Origin of the sequence: Sinomonas atrocyanea, assembly GCF_030812675.1 — a bacterium.
GTDB classification, from domain to species: Bacteria; Actinomycetota; Actinomycetes; order Actinomycetales; family Micrococcaceae; genus Sinomonas; species Sinomonas atrocyanea_B.
In genome coordinates this window covers 21,936-44,852 of the sequence record NZ_JAUSTE010000004.1, presented here as the reverse complement: position 1 = coordinate 44,852, position 22,917 = coordinate 21,936, and the positions used below count along the sequence as shown (strand labels likewise).

Genomic DNA, 22,917 nt, shown 5'->3' with positions numbered 1-22,917 from the left:
ACACCCATGAGTACCGAGCTGCAGACCGCGCCCGTGACCCAGCGGACCGCGCGGATGGAGCGCACGACGAGCGAGTCCTCGGTCCTCGTCGAGGTCAACCTCGACGGCACCGGCCGCTCCGAGATCTCCAGCAGCGTCCCGTTCTACGACCACATGCTCACGGCGCTGTCGAAGCACTCGCTGATCGACCTGACCGTGAAGGCGACCGGGGACACCCACATCGACGTGCACCACACGGTCGAGGACATCGCGATCACGTTCGGCGAGGTCCTCAAGCAGGCGCTCGGGAACAAGGCCGGCATCCGCCGCTTCGGCGAGGCCTCGGTGCCGCTCGACGAAGCGCTCGCGCACGCTGTCGTCGACGTCTCGGGACGGCCCTACCTCGTCCACGGCGGCGAGCCTGCTGGGCAGGAGTACCACCTCATCGGCGGCCACTTCACCGGCTCGCTCACGCGGCACGTGTTCGAGGCCATCACGCTGCACGCCGGCATCTGCCTGCACATGAACGTCCTCGCGGGCCGAGACCCGCACCACATCGTCGAGGCCCAGTTCAAGGCCTTCGCCCGTGCGCTGCGCGCGGCGGTCGAGCCTGACCCGCGCATCGGCGACGCCATCCCGTCCACGAAGGGGGCCCTGTGACCGCCGCGCCCGACGCGCTGCCCCCGGCCCCCGAGGGCACCCCGGGCGCTGTCGTCGTCGATCCGCGGCACGCGGCGGAGAAGGTGCCGGACCCGCAGGGGCGCCCCACCGTCGTCGTGCTCGACTACGGGTCCGGGAACGTGCGCTCGGCGGTCCGCGCCCTGGAGCGCGCCGGTGCCGCCGTGACGCTGAGCGCCAAGGCCGAGGACGCGCTCGCCGCGGACGGCCTCGTCGTGCCCGGGGTCGGGGCCTTCGCCACCGTCATGAAGGAGCTCGCCGCGGTCGACGGCCTGCGCATCATCGGCCGCCGCGTCGCCGGGGGACGGCCCGTCCTGGCCATCTGCGTCGGCCTGCAGATCATGTTCGAGCGCGGCATCGAGCACGGCGTCGAGGCCGAGGGCCTCGGCGAATGGCCCGGCACCGTCGAGCTGCTGCCCGCCGAGGTGGTGCCGCACATGGGCTGGAACACCGTCAAGGTCCCCGAGGGCTCCACGCTGTTCGCGGGGGTCGAGGACGAGCGCTTCTACTTCGTGCACTCCTACGGGGTGCAGAAGTGGGACTTCGAGGTCGCCCAGCCGCGCATGGCGCCCCCTCTCGTGACCTGGAGCGAGCACGGCGCGCCGTTCATCGCCGCCGTCGAGAACGGCCCACTGTGCGCCACCCAGTTCCACCCCGAGAAGTCGGGCGATGCCGGGGCCCGGCTCCTGCGCAACTGGGTCGAGTCGCTCGCCAAGCCTGCCGCCGGAGCGTCCTGACGCATGTGGTCCGTGCTGCTGTTCGGCCTCGCGGGGCTGCTCGTGGGCGGCGCCGTCTCGTTCCGCCGCCAGGGCCTGCCGAACTGGACCTGGATCGCCTTCGGGGCGCTCGCCGCGGCCGCCCTCGTGGCGGCGTACCTGCTGACCCTGCCGGCCTCGTGAGCCGGCCGAGACGACACTGAGGGAGACACCATGACCGACGAGGCCCCCATCCTCGAACTGCTGCCCGCCGTCGACATCGTCGACGGCCAGGCCGTCCGGCTCGTCCAGGGCGAGGCCGGCAGCGAGACCGGCTACGGCTCGCCGCTGGACGCGGCCCACGCGTGGCAGGACGCCGGCGCCGAATGGGTCCACCTCGTGGACCTCGACGCCGCCTTCGGCCGCGGCGACAACCGCGCGCTCATCGCGGAGGTCGTGCGCGGCCTCTCGCTCAAGGTCGAACTCTCGGGCGGCCTGCGCGACGACGCCTCCCTCGAGGCGGCCCTGGAGCTGGGGGTGGCCCGGGTGAACCTGGGCACGGCGGCGATCGAGGACCCCGAGTGGACCGCCAAGGCGATCGCCCGCCACGGCGAGCGGATCGCCGTCGGCCTCGATGTGCGCGGCACGACCCTCGCCGGCCGCGGCTGGACCAAGGAGGGCGGGGACCTCTGGGAGGTGCTCGCGCAGCTCGAGGACGCCGGCTGCGCCCGCTACGTGGTCACCGACGTCACCAAAGACGGCACGCTCCGCGGACCGAACGTGCAGCTCCTGCAGCAGATGTGCGCCCGCACGGACAAGCCCGTCGTCGCCTCCGGCGGCATCTCCAGCCTGGACGACCTGCGCGCCCTGCGCGGCCTCGTGCCCCTCGGCGTCGAGGGTGCGATCGTGGGCAAGGCGCTGTATTCCGGCCAGTTCACGCTGCCGGAGGCGCTCGACGTCGCCGGGCGGCGCTGAATGGCCCGGACGCACGACGACGGCCGGTCGCCGGCGCCGGGACGTCACCTACCCGGCCACATCGCCGCGGCCCTGGCCCGCGCGGGAAGCGGAGCCGACTCCGCCGGCCAGCCCTGGGAAGGGCGTGACCTGAGCGGCGACGGCAACCCCCTCCACCGGTTCGACACCGACGACGGCCGGCCCGACCCCGCCGTGGCCGCCGCGGTCGCCGACCTCGTTGCAGGCACCGGCGGCGAGGACGGCGTCCATCGCGCCCTCGCCTCGGCGCGCGTGTTCGTCGCCGTCGTGGCGAGCCTCGCCGAGGGAGGGCTCGGGGAGCACGGCTTCGCCGAGGACAAGGAGGCGGACATGGCCCTCGTGACCGTCGCCGCCCCCGACGGCCGCAAGGCGCTGCCGGTCTTCACCTCGGTCGAACGCCTCGAGGCGTGGCACCGGGACGCGCGCCCGGTCGCCGTCTTCGCGCCCCGTGCGGCGCTCTCCGCAGTCTCGGAGGGGGCCGAGCTGCTGGTCCTCGACCCGGGCGCGGACTTCACCCTCGTGCTGCGGCGCCCCGCGGTCTGGGCGCTCGCGCAGCAGAAGGAGTGGACCCCCTCCTACGCCGACCCGGACCTCGTGGACGAGGTCGGGAAGGCCGCCGAAGGGCTCACCCCGGTGCGGGGGATCGCGATCTCCCCGGGCGCAGGGGTGGCGTCGCGGGACGCGGCGGGGCGCGTCGTGGCGGGCGGCGGACCCGGCCCCGAGCTCCGCCTTACCGTCTCCCTCGCCCCGGGTTTGCCAGCGGAGGCGGTGCGTGAGACGGTGTCAGAGCTGAACGGCAGGCTCGCCGCCAGCGCGCGCTTCGCGGAAGCCGTCGACTCCATCGAGGTCAAGCTCCGCGCTGCGGACGGCTGAGTTCCGCCCTGCCACCGCCGGGCGGTGCGCACGGAAGAGGAACCCATGGACTTCGCCCAGTACGGGCACCTGTGGCGCCGGAAAGAGGTCCGGCGCCTGCTGCTCGTGGCGATGGTCGCCCGGCTGCCGCACTCGGCGGCCGGCGTGCTCCTGACCCTCCACGTCGTCCAGACCCTCGGCCTCGGCTATGCGGCCGCGGGCGCCGTCGCCGCGGTGCTGACCATCGGGATTGCCCTCGGCGCACCCTGGCGGGGCCGTCGGGTCGACACAGCCGGGCTGCGGACCGCGCTCGTCCCCTCGATCGTCGCCGAGGCCGTCGTCTGGGGCGTCGCCCCCCACCTGGACTACCCGGGGCTGCTCGTCGCCGCCCTCGTCGGCGGGCTCTTCGCCCTCCCCATCTTCTCTGTGGTGCGCCAGTCCCTCGGCGTCATGACCCACGCGGGGCAGCGCCGCACTGCCTTCGCCCTGGACTCGATCTGCACCGAGGTCACCTTCATGGTCGGCCCCGCGCTGGCCGCCTTCGTCGCCGTCAACGTCTCCACCGTCTGGGGGCTCACGGGGGTCGGGGCCTCGGCCGCGCTGGCAGGCCTGTCCCTGCTGTGGTTCAACCCGCCCACGCGCACGGGGCAGCCCGGAGCGGTGCCCGGCGCCGGAGCCGACGATCCCGAGCTCGTCGAGGTGGCCTCCGGACCGGAGTCGGCGGAGTCGCCGGCCCCGACCGAGGTCGCCGCCGGGCAGGCGGACGGCGCCTCCGGCCTCCGGCGCCTCCTCGGGCGCGCCCGGGGCGGCCCGGCCTGGGCCGGTGTCGCTGTCATCGTCGTCATGGCCGTCGCCGCCGGCGCCGGCATGGTCCTCTCCGGCACCGACGTGGGCATCGTGGCGATCCTGCGCGAGCACGGCCAGGGGGGCGAGCTCGGCGTGGTGTTCTTCTTCTGGTGCTTCGCCTCGCTCGTGGGCGGACTGCTCTACGGCGCGATGCACCGCCCGGTCTCCCCGCTGGTCCTGCTCACGGCCATGAGCGTGCTGACCATCCCGATGGGCCTCGCGCACGACACCGTGACCCTGAGCCTGCTCTCGGTGCTGCCCGGACTCCTGTGCGCGCCCACCCTGTCCGCAGCGTCGGAGCGCGTCGCCGAGCTCGTCCCGGAGCGCCGCCGTGGGGAGGCGATGGGCTGGTACGGCTCCGCGCTCACGGCGGGGACGGCGCTGGGCTCGCCCCTGACCGGCACCCTGATCGACGCCGTCGGGCCGTGGTCCGGGTTCGTGGGCATCGGGGTCGCCGGCACGCTCCTGTGCGTGGGCGGCATCGTCGCGCAGAATGCACGACGACGCCGCTCGCCGCAGTCGGTCGGCTGAATCACCCGGACGGGCGCGCCGCGGTCAGTTGACGGGGCCGGTGTACTTCTCGCCCGGGCCCTTGCCGGGCTCGTCCTGGATCACGGACGCCTCGCGGAAGGCGAGCTGGAGGGATCGGAGGCCGTCCCGCAACGGCCCGGCGTGCTGCGAGCCGATCTCGGGGGCGGCGGCGGTCACGAGGCCGGCGAGCGCCGTGATGACCTTGCGGGCCTCGTCGAGGTCCTTGAGCTCCGCGGCGTCTGCGCCGTCGGCCAGTCCGCACTTGACCGCGGCAGCGCTCATGAGGTGGACCGCCGTGGTCGTGATGACCTCCACAGCCGCGACCTCGGCGATGTCGCGAACCTGGGCGTCGACGTCCGGGGTGCCGGAGGGGGCCGTGTCGAAGCTGTGGCGGTGGGCGCCGTCGGAGGGCATGGGGGCGTTGGGGCTGGTGCTGCTCATGCTGATAAGCTTGGCACAGACCGACTGGATGTCGTTATTCACGCGCGAGCCGCTCGGAAACCCGGCCAGACCCCTCCGTGGGGCGCTGGTGAGGGTTTTTGTGCGCCTACCCTGTATACTTGACTGACAGTTTGCAAGCGGAGATCACCTCCCACCTGTCGGCGTCCGGGCCTCACGGCCGGAAAGCTGCCGGGTACCAGGTTGGCCGGTCCGGCATCACGCCGGGCCGAGAAGGCTCGCCCCGACGGGGAGGGCGCCATCCGAGGCCTCCGATTGCACCGGCAATCGGGGGCCTTCCTTGTTGCCGGGGCACTTCCGTCACATGTACAGGAGCTTGAACATTAGCGATCCACGCATCAATGAGCGAATCCGCGTTCCCGAGGTTCGCCTCGTAGGCCCTGCGGGCGAGCAGGTGGGCATCGTACGCATCGAAGATGCGCTGCGACTGGCTACGGAGTCAGACCTCGACCTCGTCGAGGTGGCGCCCCAGGCCAAGCCACCGGTATGCAAGCTGATGGACTTCGGCAAGTACAAGTACGAGGCCGCGGTCAAGGCACGCGAGGCGCGGAAGAACCAGACGAACACCGTTCTGAAGGAGATCCGGTTCCGCCTCAAGATCGACAAGCACGACTACGAGACGAAGAAGGGCCACGCGCTCCGCTTCCTCGGCGCCGGCGACAAGGTCAAGGCCATGATCCAGTTCCGTGGCCGTGAGCAGCAGCGCCCCGAGATGGGCATCCGTCTGCTCCAGCGGTTCGCGGAGGACGTCGCCGAGGTCGGTTCGATCGAGTCGACGCCGCGCATCGATGGCCGCAACATGGTCATGGTGATCGGCCCCCTGAAGAACAAGGCGGAGGCGAAGGCGGAGGCCCGCCGTGCGGCGCAGCGCGCCGCCGACAAGGCCAAGGCAGAGGAGGCGAAGTCCGCATCGGTCACGGCCGGGCAGGCGCCGCTGACCCAGTCGCTGGGCGATGCCATTCCGGCCGAGTTCCTCCAGGCCGCCCAGGCCCGCGAGAACGCCGAGCCGGAGGCGGCCACGGCCGAGGCCCCGGAGGAATCCGTCGTCCCGGCAGCCGAGCCCACCGAGGCGCCGGAGGCCGAGGAGGCTCCCAAGGCTGAGGCTCCGGTGGCCGAGGAGGCGCCCAAGGTGCAGGCTCCGAAGGCCGCTGCCCCCGAGGCTGAGGCTCCGAAGGCCGCTGCGCCCCAGGCTGAGGCTCCGAAGGCCGCTGCCCCCAAGCAGCCGGCCGCGCCGAAGCCGGCAGCTGAGGCCGCCCCGAAGCCGGCAGCTGAGGCCGCCCCGAAGCCGGCCCAGTCCGCACCGCGGCCGGCGGCGGCGCCCAAGCCGGTGGCAGCACCCAAGCCGTCGGTCCCGAAGCCGGGTGCGCCCCGCCCGTCGTCGGCGGCGCCCAAGCCGTCTGCCCCGAAGCCGACGGCGCCCCGGCCGTCCGGCCGCCGAGGCAACTAGACCAGACCCGGCCGGGCCGGGCCGCTCGCCTCTGGCGAGCGGGCTGCCCGCCGAGTCCGCCGCCGCGGGCCCAGCGCCCGCGGGCGGCACGCAACGAGTCGGCCTGCGCGAGCAGGCCGCCAACGAAATCCGCGGCCCCGTGCCGCGGGAAGCAAAAGGAGATCGGTTCCCATGCCGAAGATGAAGACGCACAGCGGCGCCAAGAAGCGCTTCAAGCTGACCGGTTCCGGCAAGCTCAAGCGCCAGCAGGCCAACCGCCGCCACTACCTCGAGCACAAGCCGACGACGCTCACGCGCCGCCTCGCCGCGGACAAGATCGTCTCGGGCGGCGACGCCAAGGTCATCAAGCGCATGCTCGGCATCTGATTTCTTCCACCCACCGGCCCTGAGAGGGGCCACGAGCCATCCCGGCCGGGCAGAGCCCGGGTGTCTGGGAGAGATTCAAAAGGAGTACGCACGTGGCACGTGTGAAGCGGGCAGTCAACGCCCTGAAGAAGCGCCGTACCGTCCTCGATCGGGCGTCCGGCTACCGTGGTCAGCGCTCGCGCCTGTACCGCAAGGCCAAGGAACAGCTGCTGCACTCGTTCGTGTACAGCTACCAGGACCGCCACAAGCGGAAGGGCGACTTCCGCCGCCTGTGGATCCAGCGCATCAACGCTGCCTCCCGCGCCAACGGCCTGACCTACAACCGCCTCATCCAGGGCCTCAAGGCCGCTGAGGTCGAGGTGGACCGCCGCATGCTCGCCGAGCTGGCCGTCTCCGACGCCGCCGCGTTCGCGGCCCTCGTCGAGGTTGCGAAGAAGGCCCTCCCGGCCGACGTCAACGCCCCGGTCGCCAAGTAGCACCTGCAGGGCAGCGCTGCCGGGGATGCCCCGGCGGAAGCGCCCTCCGTCCAGCGCCCGCGCAGCCCCAGGCTGCGCGGGCGCTGCCGCGTCCGCGGCCGGGCACGGCTCGCTAGAGTTGGGGCGTGATACCGAGTCCGACCATGACCAATCCTCGCGCCGACCGCGTCCGCGATGTCGCCAAGCTGGCCACCCGGGCCGCTCGGAACCGCCGGCGGCAGTTCCTCGCCGAGGGCCCCCAGGCCGTGCGCGAGGCGCTCCGGATGGACGCCGAGCGCCGCGCCGTGGGGGCCGAACCGGTCGTCGTCGAGCTCTACGCGAGCGAGCCCTGCCTCTCCCGCCATCCCGAGATCGCCCACCTCGCCGAGGCCACCGGCAGGCTGCGGCTCGCGGACGACGAGGTCCTCGCCGCCATGGCGGACACCGTGAACCCCCAGGGCATCGTGGCCGTGTGCACCATGCTCGACGTCCCGCTCGCCTCCGTCCTCGCACCGCGGCCCCGTCTGCTCGCCGTCATGTGCCGGGTGCAGGACCCGGGGAATGCGGGCACGATCCTGCGCGCCGCCGACTCCGCCGGGGCCGCCGCCGTGGTCCTCACCGCCGGGAGCGTCGACATCTACAACCCCAAGGCCGTCCGCAGCACCGCGGGCTCGATCTTCCACGTGCCGGTGGTGCTCGGCGTCGATCCTGCGGACTTCGCTGCCGCGGCCCGCGCCGCGGGCCTCGGCATCCTCGCGGCCGACGGCGGCGGCCCGCTCGACCTCGACGGCCTCCAGGACGCCGCGGCCGGCCGCAGGGCCGGCGGAGACGGGGACGCGGGGGAGTACCGCCTCGAGGACCCGACCGCGTGGCTCTTCGGCAACGAGGCGCAGGGCCTCAGCGACGCGGAGAAGGACCTCGCCGACCACCGGGTCGCGGTCCCCCTGTACGGACGGGCCGAGAGCCTCAACGTCGGCACCGCCGCGACGGTCTGCCTGTACGCGAGCGCCAGGAGCCAGCGGCGCTGAGCGGGGGCAGGTGCCCGTAGGGTAGGACCGAGCCGCCCGTGCGCACCTCAGGGGATCGGCAAGCACATCAGTCTGGGTCCAGCACCTCGGTGGGGACCGTGAAGGAGGGGACCATGTCGTCCGGTGGTGGGACCAAGGCCGTCGTGGCGGCGCTGACGGCGAACCTGTCGATCGCGGTGATGAAGTTCCTCGCCTTCGCGCTCACGGCATCCTCGTCGATGCTCGCCGAGGCGATCCACTCGGTGGCCGACTCAGGCAACCAGCTGCTCCTCCTCGTCGGCGGGAAGCGCTCCCGCAAGCAGGCGAACCCGGAGCACCCGTTCGGCTACGGGCGAGAGCGGTACATCTACGCGTTCATCGTCTCGATCGTGCTGTTCAGCGTCGGCGGCCTGTTCGCCCTCTTCGAAGCCTGGGAGAAGTTCAAGGACCCCCACGGCATCGAGGGACCCTGGTGGTGGGTGCCCCTCGTCATCCTCGTGGGCGCCGCGACAGCGGAGGGCCTCTCCTTCCGCACCGCGGTCCGGGAGGCGCACCACCTCCGCGGCGGCCAGTCCTGGGTGGCCTTCGTCCGCAACGCGAAGCAGCCCGAGCTGCCCGTGATCCTCCTCGAGGACTTCGGCGCGCTCCTCGGCCTCCTGTTCGCCCTCGTCGGCGTCTCCCTCACGCTCGTCACGGGCAACGGCCTCTGGGACGCCGCGGGGACAGCCATGATCGGACTGCTCCTCGTGGTGATCGCCGCCGTGCTCGCCCTCGAGACCAGCTCGCTCCTGCTCGGCGAATCGGCCACCCGCTCCGACGTGCGGCGCATCGAGGCGGCGATCACCGCCGACGGGACCCGGATCATCCACCTGCGCACCATGCACCTGGGCCCCGAGGAACTGCTGGTCGGCGCCAAGATCAGCGTGGCCCGCGGGGCGAGCGGCGCGGAGATCGCCCGGACGATCGACGAGGCCGAGGCCCGGATCAGGGCCTCGGTCCCGAGCGCACGGGTCATCTACCTCGAGCCGGACATCCACCGGGACGGGGACGCGCGGCCCCCGGCCGTCACGGAACCGTCCGCCGGATAGCGCCCGGTGCGCTCAGCGTGCCCGGCGCCCTCAGCGGGCCTTGCGCCGCTCGAGGGCGCCGCTCAGCAGCGCGATCCCGAGGCCCAGCACTGCGAGGACCGCCCCGACGTACGCCGGCGCGACGAAGCCCCAGCCCGCCGCGATGACCGCTCCTCCGAGGAACGCGCCGAGGGCGTTGGCCACGTTGAGGGCCGAGTGGCTCAGCGAGGTGGCGAGGGTCGCGGCGCCAGGGGCGGAGTCCAGCAGCCGCGCCTGGAGCGCGGGGATGAGGACCGAGCCGGAGCCGCCCACCACGAACACCATGAGCAGGGCGAGCGGCCAGACGGGCGCGGCGAGGCCGTAGAGCACCATCACCCCTGCCACGGCGGCGAGCGCCCAGTAGATCGTGCCCATCACCGAGCGGTCGGCGAGGCGGCCGCCGGCCATGTTGCCCGCGACCATCCCGAGCCCGTACAGCGCCACGACCACCGGCATCAGCGCCTCGGGGAGCCCGGCGACGGACGTCATCGTGTGGGCAATGTACGTGTAGGTGGCGAAGAAGCCGCCGAAGCCCACGACGCCGACGGCGAGGGCGAGCCACAGCTGCCCCCGGCGGAGCGCCGAGAGCTCCCTGCGGATGCTCGCCTCCGGATGCGGCGGCTCGTACGGGACGAATCGGGCGACCATCGCCACGCAGGCGAGGGCGATCACCGCGGTCACGACGAACAGCAGGCGCCAGCCCAGCGACTGCCCGAGCCAGGTGGCCGCGGGCACCCCGAGGACGTTGGCGATCGTCAGGCCGGACATGACCGTGGCGATGGCCCATCCCCTCTTCGTGGGCGCCACGAGCGAGGCCGCGATGACCGCGGCCGTGCCGAAGTAGGCCCCATGCGGAAGGCCCGCGGCGAAGCGCGAGAGGAGCATCGCGCCGTAGCCGGGGGCCACGAACGAGGACAGGTTCGCGAGCGCGTAGAACGCCATGAGGCCGAGGACCAGGGCCTTGCGCGGGAGCCGGGCGCCGACCGCGGCCAGCAGCGGTGCCCCCACCACGACGCCGAGGGCGTACGCGGAGATGAGCTGGCCGGCCTGCGGGGTGCTGATGGCGAGCCCGCGCTCGATCTCCTTGAGCAGCCCCATGGTCGCGAACTCGACGGTCCCGATCGCGAAGCCGCCGAGGCCGAGGGCCAGCATGGCCCAGAAGAGGGGCTTGGGGGCGAGCAGCGTGGAACGATGCCCGGCGACCGTCCCGGGGCGTCCGGCGGGTCTGACAGGGGGGAACCTCTCGGCGGGCGCCGTGGGGGCATGCGGGAGGGCGGGCGGTTCGGGCGTGGGCACGGTGGCATTCCTGGTGTCGGGGGCCTGATGGGGTCTGGGGAGGATCGCCGTCGGCCCTCGTCTCCTGCCAACAGTACGGGAGGTGCTCCCATTCCGTCCGGCTCCTGGGCTGGGCCCTAGACTGGGCCGGTGCAGACGCAGACCGACGGAGCCGGCCCCCAGTTCGTCCAAGTGGTCGGGGGAGCGATCGTCGATTCGCTCGAGCGCCCCACCATGCTCCTGGCGGCGCGCAGGACGGCGCCGCCGGCCTTTGCGGGCCTCTGGGAGTTCCCGGGGGGAAAGGTCGAGGACGGAGAGTCGGCCGAGGAAGGCCTGCGCCGCGAGCTGGACGAGGAGCTCGGCGTGGCCGTGGCCCTCGGGCCCGAGGTGCCCGGCCCGCTGCCTCAGGGGTGGCCCCTCAGCGACCGGGCGGCGATGCGGGTGTGGCTCGCCGAGGTGCGCGCGGGCGTGCCCGAGCCCCTGCAGGACCATGACGAGCTGCGGTGGGTCGGACTCGAGGGGGATGCCCTGACGGAGCTGGACTGGATCCCCGCGGACTTCCCGATCGTGGACGCGGTCCGCCGCCACGCCGTCCGCTGACACTCCCGGCCGCAGTCACGCCATCCGCTGACACTCTGGGCCGCAGCGCTCCTGCCCGGGATCAGAAGAGGGCATCCTGCCGCGGGGCGCGGGCGGGCTCTTGCGCCGCCAGACCCCCGGCGGCGAGGACATCGCCGTCGCGGTGGCCGAAGGCCTCATCGCGCTCGAAGCCCCGGCCGAAGCCATGGCGGGCCTTGGCGGCCGCGACGCGCCGGCCCAGCCACGCGCGGTACTCGGACGGGGCGTAGGAGCCCTTCGCGTAGAGCCTGCGGTAGCGGCCGACCAGCCGCGGGTGCGTCTTCGCGAGCCATCCCATGAACCACTCGCGGGTCCCTGGGCGCAGGTGCAGCGCTCCGGCTGTGACCCCGGTCGCACCGGCCTCGGCGAGCCTGCCCATGAGCGCGTCGAGGTGCTCCTCGGAGTCGGTGAGCCAGGGGAGGATGGGCATCGCCATGACCCCGCACGGCAGGCCCGCGTCGCGCAGCCTCGACACCAGGTGCAGCCGGGCGGCGGGGGAGGGGGTCCCGGGCTCGAGGGCGGACTGGAGCTCGGGGTCGAGGACGGCGAGGGAGATCCCGGCGCCGATCGGCACCTGGGCCGCAGCTGCCTTCAGGAGCGGGATGTCACGGGCGAGCAGCGTTCCCTTGGTCAGGATGGAGAACGGGGTTCCGGAGTCCGCGAGGGCGCGGATGATCCCGGGCATCAGGGCGTAGCGGCCCTCGGCACGCTGGTAGGGATCGGTGTTGGTCCCGAGCGCCACGTGCTCCCGCGCCCAGGAGCGCCTCGAGACCTCGGCCCGCAGCACCTCGCCGACGTTGACCTTGACCACGAGCTGTCGGTCGAAGTCGAGGCCGGAATCGAGGTCGAGGTACGTGTGGGTCTTGCGCGCGAAGCAGTAGACGCAGGCATGGCTGCACCCGCGGTAGGGATTGACGGTCCAGTGGAACGGCATGGAGGACGCCGGCGGGACCTTGTTGAGCGCCGATTTCGCGGCGACCTCGTGGAAGGTGATTCCCTGGAACTCCGGCGTCCTCACCGTGCGCAGCGCGCCCGCAAGGGACAGGAGGGGCGGCTGGGCCGGGGTGCCGTCGTCCGACCCGGAGAGCGGCTCGGCGACCGACTGCGTGTTCCATCGCATGACACTCATTCGAATACATCTTCGAATCAGTGTCAAGGGGCGCTGGGGCGGGGCCTCCGCTACGCCTCCTCGACCAGGGACCAGGTCACCGTCACGCTCGCCCGCACCTCGGTCTCGCCGGCCTCGAGCGGTGCGCTCGGCTCGGGTGCTGTGAAGGAGGCCCGCCTCAGCGGCACGGGTGCCCCCGGTGGCGCGGCGGCCGGCGGGCCGCCGGCATCGATGCGGACTGCGGCGCCCAGTGCCCGCCCGGCCAGGGCGGCGAGCCGCCGGGCCGCCCCCTCGGCCTCGTGGAAGGCGGCGGCCTGCGCCGAGGCCTCCGCCGCCGAGGGGTCCGAGACGCCGAGGGAGATGCCGTGGATGCGCACCGCGCCGCCGCCGGCCGCGACGACCGCGTCGAGGAGCTCGCCGGTGCGGGCCAGGTCCCGGGCCCCGATCGTCAGGCCCCGGCTCGCGACGTAGCCCACGAGCTGCTGGCCGCGGCCCTCCTCCCAGGTCAGCTCCGGCGCCACCGAGAGCGAGGAGGAGACTATATCGGAGCGCGTCACCCCGGAACGCAGCGCCGCGGCGACGATCGACTCGGAAGCCCGGGAGGCGCCGTCGTACGCCTCGCCCAGGCGGGGGGAGCGGACCTCCGCCCCCACGCGGAGCACGGCGATGTCGGGAACCACGGTCACCGATCCGGTGCCGGTGACGGTGATGGAGTGCGGACTGCTCATGGCTATCAGGTCCTTCCGCCGGCGGCGGCGCGCCCCGGCGCGCACAGGGGCATCGTAGCCGTGAACTAGACTTGACGGGTGCCCGAGACTACGCCCCCATCCGCCGAGACAGAGGTTCCCGTGAGCGAGACGAGCGTCCCCGACCCCGTGGACGAGGCCGCCGTCGCCGCCGCCGTCGAGAGGGCCCTCGAGGCCGTCGCGGGTGCCGCCGACCTCGATGCGCTCAAGTCGGCGCGCATCGCCCACACCGGGGAGAAGTCCCCCCTCGCCCTCGCCAACCGCGCGATCGGCTCCCTCCCCAAGGAGTCCAAGGCCGCGGCCGGCAAGCTGGTCGGCGGGGCCCGGGGGAGGGTCAACAAGGCCATCGCCGAGCGGCAGTCCGTGCTCGAGGCCGAGGATGCGGCCCGGATCCTCGTCGAGGAGACCGTCGACGTCACGGCGGCACCCCGGCGCAGGCGCGCCGGCGCCCGGCACCCGCTGTCGACCCTGCAGGACCGGGTCAGCGACATCTTCGTGGGCATGGGCTGGGAGATCGCCGAGGGGCCCGAGCTCGAGTCCGAGTGGTTCAACTTCGACGCCCTCAACTTCAAGCCCGACCACCCCGCGCGCGAGATGCAGGACACGTTCTTCGTCGACCCGCCCGAGGCGCACCTGCTCCTGCGCACGCACACGTCGCCGGTGCAGGTCCGCTCGATGCTCGAGCGCGAGGTCCCCCTCTACGTGCTCTGCCCCGGCAAGGTGTTCCGCACGGACGAGCTCGACGCGACCCACACCCCGGTGTTCCACCAGTTCGAGGGCCTCGCGATCGACGAGGGCCTGTCCATGGCGGACCTGCGCGGGACGCTCGAGCACTTCGCGCGGCAGATGTTCGGGGCAGAGGCCCAGATCCGCCTGCGTCCCAACTACTTCCCGTTCACCGAGCCGAGCGCCGAGCTGGACATCTGGCACCCCGGCGCGAAGGGCGGGCCCGCCTGGATCGAGTGGGGCGGGTGCGGGATGGTCAACCCGAACGTCCTGCGGGCGGCGGGCATCGACCCCGAGCAGTACTCGGGGTTCGCGTTCGGGATGGGCATCGAGCGCACCCTCATGTTCCGCAACGAGGTCGCCGACATGCACGACATGATCGAGGGCGACGTCCGCTTCAGCCAGCACTTCGGGATGGAGATCTAGTCCAATGCGAATCCCCCTTTCGTGGCTGCGCGAGTACACGCAGCTCCCCGCGGACGCGACCGCCGAGGACCTCATGGCCGACCTCGTCAAGGTCGGCCTCGAGGAGGAGGCCGTCCACCGGCCCGCCGACTCGATCCGCGGGCCCATCGTGGTCGGCCAGGTGCTCAGCGCGGTCAAGGAGCCGCAGAGCAACGGCAAGACCATCAACTGGTGCCAGGTGCGCGTGGTCCCCGAGGGCCAGGAGCAGACCCTCACGGGCAAGGGCATCGAGCCGTCGGGCGTCCAGGGGATCGTGTGCGGCGCGCACAACTTCGCCCCGGGGGACAAGGTCGTCGTGACCCTGCCCGGGGCCACGCTTCCCGGCGACTTCCACATCGCCGCCCGCAAGACCTACGGCCACGTCTCGGCCGGGATGATCGCCTCCGTGCGCGAGCTCGGGATCGGCGACGACCACGACGGCATTCTCGTCCTCTCCCGCATCGGGCTCGACCCGGAGGTCGGGACGGACGCCCTCGAGCTCCTCGGGCTCACCGACGAGGCCGCCGAGATCAACGTCACCCCGGACCGCGCCTACTGCTTCTCCATCCGGGGGATCGCCCGCGAGTACTCGCACGCCACCGGCACCGAGTTCACCGACCCGGCCGAGCTCGTGGAGGCGCCCCAGACGCTCGCGGGCGGCTACGACGTGGTGCTCGACGACCGGGCGCCGATCTACGGCGTGCCCGGCTGCGACCGCCTCGTGGCGCGCACCGTCCGCGGCATCGACCCGACCCGGCCCACCCCCCAGTGGATGGTCTCGCGGCTGCGCCTCGCCGGCGTGCGGTCGATCTCCCTGCCCGTGGACATCTCGAACTACGTCATGTTCGAGCTCGGCCAGCCCACGCACTGCTACGACCTCGACACGCTCACCGGGCCCATCACGGTCCGCCGCGCCGCGCCGGGGGAGAAGATCACCACGCTCGACGACAGGGTCCGGACCCTCGACCCCGAGGACCTGCTCATCACGGACGAGTCCGGCCCGATCGGCATCGCCGGCGTCATGGGCGGCGCCGCGACCGAGTGCTCGGATGCGACCGTGAACGTCCTCATCGAGGCCGCCCACTTCGACACCGTGAGCATCGCCCGCTCGCGCCGCCGCCACAAGCTGCCCTCGGAGGCGTCCAAGCGCTTCGAGCGGGGCGTCGACTGGAACGTCGCCGGGGTCGCCGCGCAGCGCGTCGTCGACCTCCTGGTCCAGTACGGCGGCGGGGTCGCCGACGAGGCGGGAACTGACGTCGGGACCGCGCCCACCCCCGTGCGGATCGAGCTGCCCGCGGGGTTCGCGTCCTCGCGGATCGGCATGGAGTTCAGCGAGGAGCTCATCACCCGAGCCCTCGGCGACCTCGGTGCCGACGTGGAGCGTGCCGGCGAGGACTTCGTGGTCACCCCGCCGAGCTGGCGCAACGACCTCGAGACCAAGGAAGACCTGTCCGAGGAGATCGCCCGGCTCGTCGGCTACGACAAGATCCCGGCGACCCTGCCGACCGCGCCCCCGGGCCGCGGGTTCACCCGCAGCCAGCAGCAGCGCCGCCGGCTCGTCCAGGCCCTGGCCGACGCGGGCCTGACCGAGGTGCTCGCGTACCCCTTCGCCACCAAGGCCGAGAACGAGACCTTCGGTGTGCCGGAGGAGGGCGCCCCGCGGCCCGCGGTCAAGCTCGCCAACCCGCTCAGCGAGGAGCGCGGCTGGCTGCGCACCTCCCTGCTGCCGGGGCTCCTGGAGACCGCCCGGCGCAACCACGGGCGCGGCTTCCGCGACCTGGCCCTCTACGAGGCCGGCCTCGTCTTCCTCCCTGGGGACGGGCCGCTCGGCACCGCCGTCATCCCGCCCCTGGGGGTGCGCCCCGCGGACGAGGTCCTCGACTCCCTCTACAACGGGCTGCCGGACCAGCCGCTCCACGTCGCGGGCGTGTTCACCGGCAAGGACATGCCCGAGGCCCCTGGCAGCGCGCCGCGGGCCTGGGACTGGGCCGACGCGCTGGACTACGCCCGCATGGCCGGCGAGGTCCTCGGCGTGGAGCTCGTGGTCTCGCAGGGCTCGCACCAGGCGTTCCATCCCGGCCGGGCGGCCCAGCTGAGCCTGCGCTCCGGCGAGACGGTGGGCTACGCCGGAGAACTGCACCCGAAGCTCCTGGCCGGCCTCGACCTCCCCGCCCGGTCCGTGGCCTTCGAGCTCGACGCCGACGCCCTCTTCGAGGCCGCCGCGGACGTCGTCGTGGCCCGCCACCTCTCGACGTTCCCCGTGGCGACGCAGGACGTCGCGCTGATCGTCGACGCGGCGCTCCCGGCCGACGCCGTGCTCGGCGCCCTCCGCGAAGGTGCCGGCGACCTCCTCGAGGACGTCCACCTGTTCGACGTGTACACCGGCAAGGGCATCGACGAGGGCAAGAAGTCCCTCGCATTCGGCCTGCGGTTCCGCGCCGACGACCGCACGCTGACCGCCGACGAGGCGTCCGAGGCGCGCGCCGCTGCCGTGGCACGTGCCGCCGAGCGGTTCGGCGCGGTGCAGCGCGGCTAGACGCCGCTCCGCCGCCGCGATGCGCCTGCGGGCAGTTCCGCTCGGTCATCCCGGGTCGGGGCTGCCCGCCGGCGTCTGCACTCCGGGCGAGCTCGAGCGGGCCTCGGCGCTCCTCGACCCGATCCGCAGCCGCGAGTTCGTCGCGGGACGGCTCGCGCTGCGGTGCCTCGTCGCCGAGCTCGCCGGCACGGATCCGCGGCTCGTCGTCCCCGCCTACCGCTGCCCCGCGTGCGGGCCGGGGGAGCACGGCGCGCCGGGCTTCGCCCTCGTCCGAGAAGCTCCGTGCGCCGGCGCGGACACCACGCACGACGACGGGGTGCGGCTCCCGCTGGACGTCGCCGCGAGCATGTCCCGGGCCGGCGGGTGGGCCCTCCTGGCCGCCGAGGCCGCCCCGGGGGAGCGCGAGGCCGCCCCTTGGGGGCGCGAGGTCGGGGCCGCCCCGGCGCGGATCGGCGTCGATCTGGCCCACGTTGCGGACTTCCGCGGGACGCTGCCGGACGCGGCCTTCACGGCGGACGAGGGCCGCCGCGTCTGGTCGGCACAGGATCCGCCGGTCGAGGCGGCGCGGCTGTGGGTGCGCAAGGAGGCCCTGCTCAAGGCCATGGGGACGGGCCTCCGCACCGATCCCGCAGCGGTCAGCACCAGCGGCGACCCGCGTGTGCGCGACCTGGATGCGGTGGAGCTCGGCCTCCCGGAGGGCTTCGTCGCCGCCGTCGCCCGGACCTGATCCCGGGCCTGTGGGGGAGGGACTACGCCGGCAGCGGCGGCAGCGGACCCTCGAACAGCCACGGGCGCAGGACCGCGTGCGCCTCGAAGCCGGGCGCCCCGGCGCCCACGCGGTCGAGGAGCTCGAGGAAGTCTGCCGTGGACGCGTTCGCGTGCCGGTTCTCCTCGCAGAAGGCCCGCAGGGCACGGAAGAACCTGTCGTCCCCGAGCACGCGCCGCACGGCGTGCAGGGCGAGGGCCCCGCGCTTGTACACGCGGTCGTCGAACATCATCGCCGCCCCGGGAGCGCCGACCGCGAGGTCCTGCCGCTGCGCCGCCACGAGCGTCCACGCTGCCTCGGCCCGCGAGGCCACGGAACCCTGGCCCGCGTGCTCGCTCCAGAGCCACTCCGCGTAGCACGCGAAGCCCTCGTGGAGCCAGATGTCCTCCCACGTCCTGGCGGTGACGGAATTGCCGAACCACTGGTGCGCGAGCTCGTGCGCGAGGAGCCGCTGCGACTCCCAGCTGCGGGTGATGTGGTTGCGGCCCACGATGGAGAGCGTCTGCGCCTCGAGCGGGATCTCGAGCTCGTCCTCGGTCACCACCACGGTGTAGTCACGGAAGGGGTAGGGCCCGAAGAGGTCGGTGAACAGCGCGAGCATGGCCTGCTGGTCGCGCAGCCCCGTGAGCGCGTCCTGGCGCAGGGCCGGCGGGACGGCCGCGAACACCCCGACCGCGGGGTACTCCCGGCGGGGCAGGCGCCCGAGCTCGAGCAGCTGGAACCGGCCGATCAGCAGGGTGGCCAGGTAGGGCGCCATCGGCTCGTGGACCTCGTAGATCCAGGTCTCCCGGCTGGCCTTGCGCCGGTGCCCCACCACGAGGCCGTTCGACACGACGCGGTACCCGGCGTCGGCCGAGGCGGAGATGCGGAAGGTGGCCTTCTGGCTGGGGTGGTCGTTGCAGGGGAACCACGTGGGCGCGCCGACGGGCTGTCCCGCGACGAGGATGCCGTCCTCGAGCTCTTCCCAGCCCACATCGCCCCACTCGCCGTCCGTGGGGCCCGGGCTGCCCTCGTACCGGACCTCGAGCGAGAAGTCCCTGCCCTCGGGCACGGGGGTGGCGGGCGTGATGCGCAGCTCGTCCCCGCGCTGGACGGCCTTGGCCCTCGCACCCTCGACCTGTGCCTTGAGCACACGGAGTCCGGCGAGGCTGAGGGTGATCGTCTCGAGGCGCCGGTTCGCCGTGGCGCGCAGCCGCGCCCTGCCCGCGAGCCGGTTGCTCGCGAGCTTGACCTCGAGGTCGAGGTCGTAGTGCGCGACGGTGTAGTCGGGGCTTCCGTGCCCGGGCGTGTAGGGGTCGGGGAGGCCGCCGCTGCCGGGGGGCGGGGCCGGGGTGACGTGGCGGTCCTGTCTCACCTGGTGGGTGCCTCCGGTTCCTTCCACGGCACCACGGGGTTGCCGCGCCAGTATGTTCCCGCGGGCACGTGCTCGCCCCGCATGACGAGCGACGCCGGCCCGACCGTCGCGCCGTCGTCGATCCTCGCGCCGGGGAGGACGACGCCGTGCGGCCCGAGCGTCGCCCCCTCGCCGAGCGCGGCGGTGTCGATCGCCATGATGCGGTCGTGGAACAGGTGCGTCTGCACGACGCAGCCGCGGTTCACGGTCGAGCTGCGCCCGAGCGAGACGAGGTCCGCCTCAGGCAGCCAGTAGCTCTCGCACCAGGCGCCGGAGCCGATCTTCGCCCCGAGGGACCGCAGCCACCACACGAGCGCCGGGGTGCCGGCCGCTGCCCGCGCGAACCAGGGGGCCGCGACCATCTCGACGAACGTGTCCTGGACCTCGTTGCGCCACACGAACGAGCTCCACAGGGGGTGCTCGCCGGCGTGGATCCGACCGACGAAGAGCCACTTCGCGGCGGTCGCGGATGCCGCCGCGACCGCCCCGGCTGCGAGCATGACCGCCCCGCACAGCAGCGCCGCGGCCAGGTACCCCCATGCGGCGGCGAGCCAGTCGAGGGCCGCGAGCACGGCGACGGTGATGGCCACGGTGAGCACCACCGGAACCGCGCGGCACAGCTCCCACAGGGCGCGGGCGACCTTCAGGCGCCGCGCCGGCCGGAAGGTCCGCTCGGCGTCCGTCGAGATCGCCGTGCGGCGGAGGCGCACGGGAGGGCTCCCGAGCCAGGACGAGCCGGACTTCGCCTTCTTCGGTGCGGCGGAGAGGACGGCGACGAGCCCGTCCTTCGGCACGGACCGGCCCGCGGCCGTCATCCCGGAGTTGCCGAGGAAGGCGCGCTTCCCGACCTTCGCGGGCGCGATCTTCATCCAGCCTCCGCCGAGCTCGTAGCTGGCCACCATCGTGTCATCGGCCAGGAAGGCCCCGTCGGCGACGGTGGTCATCGACGGCAGCAGCAGCACGGTGGACGCCTCGACGTCCTTGCCGACCTTCGCCCCGAGGATCCGCAGCCAGACGGGCGTGGCGAGGCTCGCGTAGACCGGGAACAGGACCTCCCGGGCCAGGTCGAGGACCCGCTCGGTGGCCCAGACCTGCCAGCCGGTCCGCGAGCGTACGCGGTGGTACCCGGCAGTGAGCCCGAGGCCGAGCAGACGGGTGGTGCCGGCGATGAGCAGGAGGTTGAGGACGAACCACGCGGCCGCCGCGAGGGGCGTCGCCGCGAGCAGCGGCACCAGCGCGGCATGGAGCGAGGCGTGCCCGCGCGCCGCCCAGGCGAGCAGGACGCCGGCCGCCGCGGCCGAGGCGAACGGGATGAGCGCGAGCAGCGCGGAGCCCGCCGCGAAGGCGCCGATCCACAGGGCCTCGGCCGCCCGGGAGCGCCGCGCCGCAGCCTCCGGCCATCCGGGCTTGGCCTTGCCCACCCGGCTCGCGGGCGATCCTGCCACCCGCAGGCCCGCCTTGACCTTGCCAGAGACGGCGGAACCGGGGTCGACGACGGCGCCCGCGCCGATGCGGGCACCCGGCAGGAGCGTGCTGCGCGCCCCGATGGCGGCACCGGCGCCGATGCTGATCCCGCCGAGGTGGACCCAGTCGCCGTCGATCCACCAGCCCGAGAGGTCGACTTCGGGCTCGACCGAGGCGCCCGGCCCGACGGAGAGCATGCCGGTGACCGGGGGGACGGAGTGCAGCACGGCATCCCGGCCGATCTTCGCCCCGAGCGCGCGCGCGTAGTACGGGACCCAAGGCGCGCTCGCGAGGCTCACGGCCTGGGCGAGGTCGGCGATCTGCTCGGCCAGCCAGAGCCGCAGGTGCACGGAGCCCGCCCGCGGATAGCGGCCGGGGGAGACCCCGCGCAGGAGGAGCCGGGCCGCTGCCACCGAGATGGCCATCCGTCCCCAGGGGCTGACGAACACCAGCCAGGACGCCGCGACCCACCACCAGGAGACCGTCGGCGCGGCCGAGAACCCCGCGCCGGCGGCGAGGACGTTGTTCGCGGCGGCGAGGTAGGTCAGCCACCGCATGCCCACGAGGATGAAGAGCGGGAGGCCCATGAGCGTCTGGAGCCATTGGGTCCGCGCGGGCGTGGGGCGCACGGCGCGGGCCGGGGCGGGCTGGGCGGAGCCGGTGCCGACCACGGCGTCGACGAGGGCGCCGACCCTGGGGTGCGCGTAGACGTCGGCGACGGTGACGGTGGGGTAGCGCCGGCGCAGCGCGGAGACGAGCTGGGCGGCCGCGAGGGACCCGCCTCCGTGGGCGAAGAAGTCGGCATCGAGCCCCGGGGCGGCGGTGCCGAGGACGGCGCCCCACTGCTCGACGATCCACGCGGCGTCCTCGGGGAGCTCGAGGTCGGGGCCCTCCTCGTTGTCCTGCCCCGGCAGCGGCCAGGGCAGCGACTTGCGGTCCACCTTCCCGCTCGTCGTGGTCGGGAGGGAGTCCACGACGGCGAGCACCGGCACGAGCGCGGCCGGCAGCTCCCGCGCGAGCCGCGCCCGGCACGCGGCGAGGTCCGGCGCGGTGCCGCGGGCCGGCGCGAGGTACCCGACGAGGACCTGGTTCCCGGCCGCCGTCGTGCGCACCGCGGCGGCCGCGCCGGCGATGCCCGGGAGCGCCTGCAGCGCCGCGTCGACCTCGCCGAGCTCGATCCGGCGGCCGCCGAGCTTGACCTGCTCGTCCGCCCGGCCTTGGAAGGAGAGGCCGTCGGGCTCGAACCGCACGAGGTCGCCCGAGCGGTAGGCCCGGTCCCACCCCAGCGTGGGGACGGGGGCGTACTTCTCGGCGTCCTTCACCGGGTCGAGGTAGCGGGCCAGGCCCACGCCGCCGATGATGAGCTCGCCCACCTCCCCGGCGGCCACGGGCGCACCGGCCGCATCGACGACCGCGAGGTCCCAGCCGTCGAGGGGGAGCCCGATCCGCACCGGCCCCGAGCCGCCCATCAGCGCCGCGCACGCGACGACCGTCGCCTCGGTGGGCCCGTACGTGTTCCACACCTCGCGGCCCTCCACGGCGAGCCGCGCGGCGAGCTCCGGGGGGCACGCCTCGCCACCGAAGATGAGGAGGCGCACGTTCTCGAGGGCCTCGGCGGGCCACAGGGCGGCGAGGGTCGGGACGGTCGAGACGACGGTGATCCCCCGCTGCACGAGCCACGGGCCGAGGTCCATGCCGGTGCGCACGAGCGCCCGGGGAGCGGGCACGAGGCACGCGCCGTGCCGCCACGCGAGCCACATTTCCTCGCACGAGGCGTCGAAGGCCACGGAGAGCCCGGCCAGCACACGGTCGTCGGGGCCGATCGGCTCACCATGCAGGAAGAGCCGGGCCTCGGCGTCGACGAAGGCCGCGGCCGAGCGGTGGCTGACCGCGACCCCCTTGGGCGTGCCGGTCGAGCCGGAGGTGAAGATGATCCAGCAGTCGTCCTGCGCTCCGGGCAGCCGGGGCGCCGGAAAGGGCTTGGGCCGGCCCTTCGCGACCACCATGGAGCCTCCGCCGCGCAGGATTCCGGCGACCTTCGCCTCGCTGAAGACGAGCTTCGCCCGCTCGTCCGGGTCATCGGCGTCGACCGGCACGTAGGCGGCGCCGACCAGCAGCGTGGCGAGGATCGCCACGTACAGCTCGGCGGTGCCCGAGGGGATGCGGATGCCCACCCGGTCCCCGGCGCCCAGGCCCGCCGCGTGGAGCCTGCGTCCCATGGCCCGGACCTCCTCGAGCAGCTCCGCGTAGGAGAGGGCGGCCGAGCCGTCGTCGAGCGCGGGGGCATCGGGGAAGGCCTCGGCGCTCGCGGTGAGGATGTCGATGAGGGTGCGGGGCGCCGGCGCCCGGTCCGCACTCCTCAGCTGGGCCGCGGCCCCGGCGCGGGGCAGGGGCTCGTGCGTCTCGGTCACTGCCGTGCCTTCTTCG

Annotated in this window: 21 protein-coding genes; 15 read left to right on the top strand and 6 right to left on the bottom strand. The window is 73.8% G+C overall.

Annotation, left to right across the window (positions count from 1 at the left end):
• Positions 1 to 6: 6 nt before the first annotated feature.
• From hisB to J2W20_RS07705, 6 genes are all read left to right on the top strand, one after another.
• A complete protein-coding gene (gene hisB / locus J2W20_RS07730) occupies positions 7 to 639 on the top strand; it encodes an imidazoleglycerol-phosphate dehydratase HisB (RefSeq protein WP_307005899.1) in 633 nt (210 codons plus the stop codon).
• Between the two features lie 83 nt (positions 640 to 722).
• Positions 723 to 1,394, top strand: a complete 672-nt coding sequence (gene hisH / locus J2W20_RS07725) for an imidazole glycerol phosphate synthase subunit HisH (protein ID WP_307006124.1) — start codon at positions 723 to 725, stop codon at positions 1,392 to 1,394.
• Between the two features lie 12 nt (positions 1,395 to 1,406).
• A complete protein-coding gene (locus J2W20_RS07720) occupies positions 1,407 to 1,556 on the top strand; it encodes a hypothetical protein (protein ID WP_307006137.1) in 150 nt (49 codons plus the stop codon).
• Between the two features lie 30 nt (positions 1,557 to 1,586).
• Entirely contained in the window at positions 1,587 to 2,327 is a 741-nt protein-coding gene (gene priA, locus J2W20_RS07715) for a bifunctional 1-(5-phosphoribosyl)-5-((5-phosphoribosylamino)methylideneamino)imidazole-4-carboxamide isomerase/phosphoribosylanthranilate isomerase PriA (RefSeq protein ID WP_307005898.1), read from the top strand.
• Positions 2,328 to 3,218 (top strand): SseB family protein, encoded by an 891-nt coding sequence (locus J2W20_RS07710; RefSeq protein ID WP_307005897.1) that lies wholly within the window; start codon positions 2,328 to 2,330, stop codon positions 3,216 to 3,218.
• A 45-nt stretch (positions 3,219 to 3,263) separates the two neighbouring features.
• Complete coding sequence (locus tag J2W20_RS07705) at positions 3,264 to 4,574, top strand: MFS transporter (protein ID WP_307005896.1); 1,311 nt, start codon at positions 3,264 to 3,266, stop codon at positions 4,572 to 4,574.
• 24 nt (positions 4,575 to 4,598) lie between these two features.
• Here the strand turns inward: J2W20_RS07705 and J2W20_RS07700 are convergent, their stop codons facing one another.
• Positions 4,599 to 5,015, bottom strand: coding sequence for a DUF1844 domain-containing protein (locus J2W20_RS07700; RefSeq protein WP_373457975.1), 417 nt, complete (start codon positions 5,013 to 5,015; stop codon positions 4,599 to 4,601).
• A gap of 322 nt (positions 5,016 to 5,337) precedes the next feature.
• Here J2W20_RS07700 and infC point away from each other — a divergent pair, with 322 nt between their 5' ends.
• From infC to J2W20_RS07675, 5 genes are all read left to right on the top strand, one after another.
• Entirely contained in the window at positions 5,338 to 6,480 is a 1,143-nt protein-coding gene (infC, locus tag J2W20_RS07695; RefSeq protein WP_307005895.1) for a translation initiation factor IF-3, read from the top strand.
• A 171-nt stretch (positions 6,481 to 6,651) separates the two neighbouring features.
• Positions 6,652 to 6,846, top strand: a complete 195-nt coding sequence (gene rpmI / locus J2W20_RS07690) for a 50S ribosomal protein L35 (protein ID WP_066497294.1) — start codon at positions 6,652 to 6,654, stop codon at positions 6,844 to 6,846.
• 92 nt (positions 6,847 to 6,938) lie between these two features.
• Positions 6,939 to 7,322 (top strand): 50S ribosomal protein L20, encoded by a 384-nt coding sequence (gene rplT / locus J2W20_RS07685; protein WP_066497295.1) that lies wholly within the window; start codon positions 6,939 to 6,941, stop codon positions 7,320 to 7,322.
• Between the two features lie 143 nt (positions 7,323 to 7,465).
• Positions 7,466 to 8,329 carry a TrmH family RNA methyltransferase gene (locus J2W20_RS07680; RefSeq protein ID WP_307005894.1) on the top strand — a complete coding sequence of 288 codons (864 nt, stop codon included), beginning with the start codon at positions 7,466 to 7,468 and terminating at the stop codon, positions 8,327 to 8,329.
• 113 nt (positions 8,330 to 8,442) lie between these two features.
• The gene (locus J2W20_RS07675) at positions 8,443 to 9,396 is read left to right on the top strand and encodes a cation diffusion facilitator family transporter (RefSeq protein ID WP_307005893.1); all 954 of its coding nucleotides are present in this window, start codon (positions 8,443 to 8,445) and stop codon (positions 9,394 to 9,396) included.
• 30 nt (positions 9,397 to 9,426) lie between these two features.
• On the opposite strand, the gene J2W20_RS07670 is transcribed toward J2W20_RS07675, so the two are convergent.
• Positions 9,427 to 10,566, bottom strand: a complete 1,140-nt coding sequence (locus J2W20_RS07670; protein ID WP_307006122.1) for an MFS transporter — start codon at positions 10,564 to 10,566, stop codon at positions 9,427 to 9,429.
• A gap of 273 nt (positions 10,567 to 10,839) precedes the next feature.
• Between J2W20_RS07670 and J2W20_RS07665 the strand changes: the two genes are divergently transcribed.
• On the top strand, positions 10,840 to 11,289 hold the full coding sequence (locus J2W20_RS07665) for a (deoxy)nucleoside triphosphate pyrophosphohydrolase (RefSeq protein ID WP_307005891.1): 450 nt from the start codon (positions 10,840 to 10,842) through the stop codon (positions 11,287 to 11,289).
• Between the two features lie 61 nt (positions 11,290 to 11,350).
• On the opposite strand, the gene J2W20_RS07660 is transcribed toward J2W20_RS07665, so the two are convergent.
• Both J2W20_RS07660 and J2W20_RS07655 read right to left on the bottom strand, forming a co-directional pair.
• On the bottom strand, positions 11,351 to 12,427 hold the full coding sequence (locus tag J2W20_RS07660) for an Rv2578c family radical SAM protein (protein WP_307005890.1): 1,077 nt from the start codon (positions 12,425 to 12,427) through the stop codon (positions 11,351 to 11,353).
• A gap of 59 nt (positions 12,428 to 12,486) precedes the next feature.
• Entirely contained in the window at positions 12,487 to 13,143 is a 657-nt protein-coding gene (locus J2W20_RS07655) for an SIMPL domain-containing protein (protein ID WP_307005889.1), read from the bottom strand.
• Positions 13,144 to 13,263: 120 nt separating this feature from the next.
• On the opposite strand from J2W20_RS07655, the gene pheS reads away from it, so the two are divergent.
• Genes pheS through J2W20_RS07640 form a run of 3 tightly spaced genes read left to right on the top strand, consistent with a single transcriptional unit; the run spans position 13,264 to position 17,594 of the window.
• Entirely contained in the window at positions 13,264 to 14,313 is a 1,050-nt protein-coding gene (gene pheS / locus J2W20_RS07650; protein ID WP_307005888.1) for a phenylalanine--tRNA ligase subunit alpha, read from the top strand.
• A gap of 4 nt (positions 14,314 to 14,317) precedes the next feature.
• On the top strand, positions 14,318 to 16,867 hold the full coding sequence (gene pheT, locus J2W20_RS07645; protein ID WP_307005887.1) for a phenylalanine--tRNA ligase subunit beta: 2,550 nt from the start codon (positions 14,318 to 14,320) through the stop codon (positions 16,865 to 16,867).
• A gap of 19 nt (positions 16,868 to 16,886) precedes the next feature.
• Complete coding sequence (locus J2W20_RS07640) at positions 16,887 to 17,594, top strand: 4'-phosphopantetheinyl transferase family protein (RefSeq protein WP_307005886.1); 708 nt, start codon at positions 16,887 to 16,889, stop codon at positions 17,592 to 17,594.
• Between the two features lie 22 nt (positions 17,595 to 17,616).
• On the opposite strand, the gene J2W20_RS07635 is transcribed toward J2W20_RS07640, so the two are convergent.
• On the bottom strand, positions 17,617 to 18,987 hold the full coding sequence (locus J2W20_RS07635) for a M1 family metallopeptidase (protein WP_307005885.1): 1,371 nt from the start codon (positions 18,985 to 18,987) through the stop codon (positions 17,617 to 17,619).
• Positions 18,984 to 22,901 carry a Pls/PosA family non-ribosomal peptide synthetase gene (locus tag J2W20_RS07630; protein ID WP_373457974.1) on the bottom strand — a complete coding sequence of 1,306 codons (3,918 nt, stop codon included), beginning with the start codon at positions 22,899 to 22,901 and terminating at the stop codon, positions 18,984 to 18,986. The genes J2W20_RS07635 and J2W20_RS07630 overlap by 4 nt, the downstream gene beginning before the upstream one ends.
• Positions 22,902 to 22,917 lie beyond the last annotated feature (16 nt).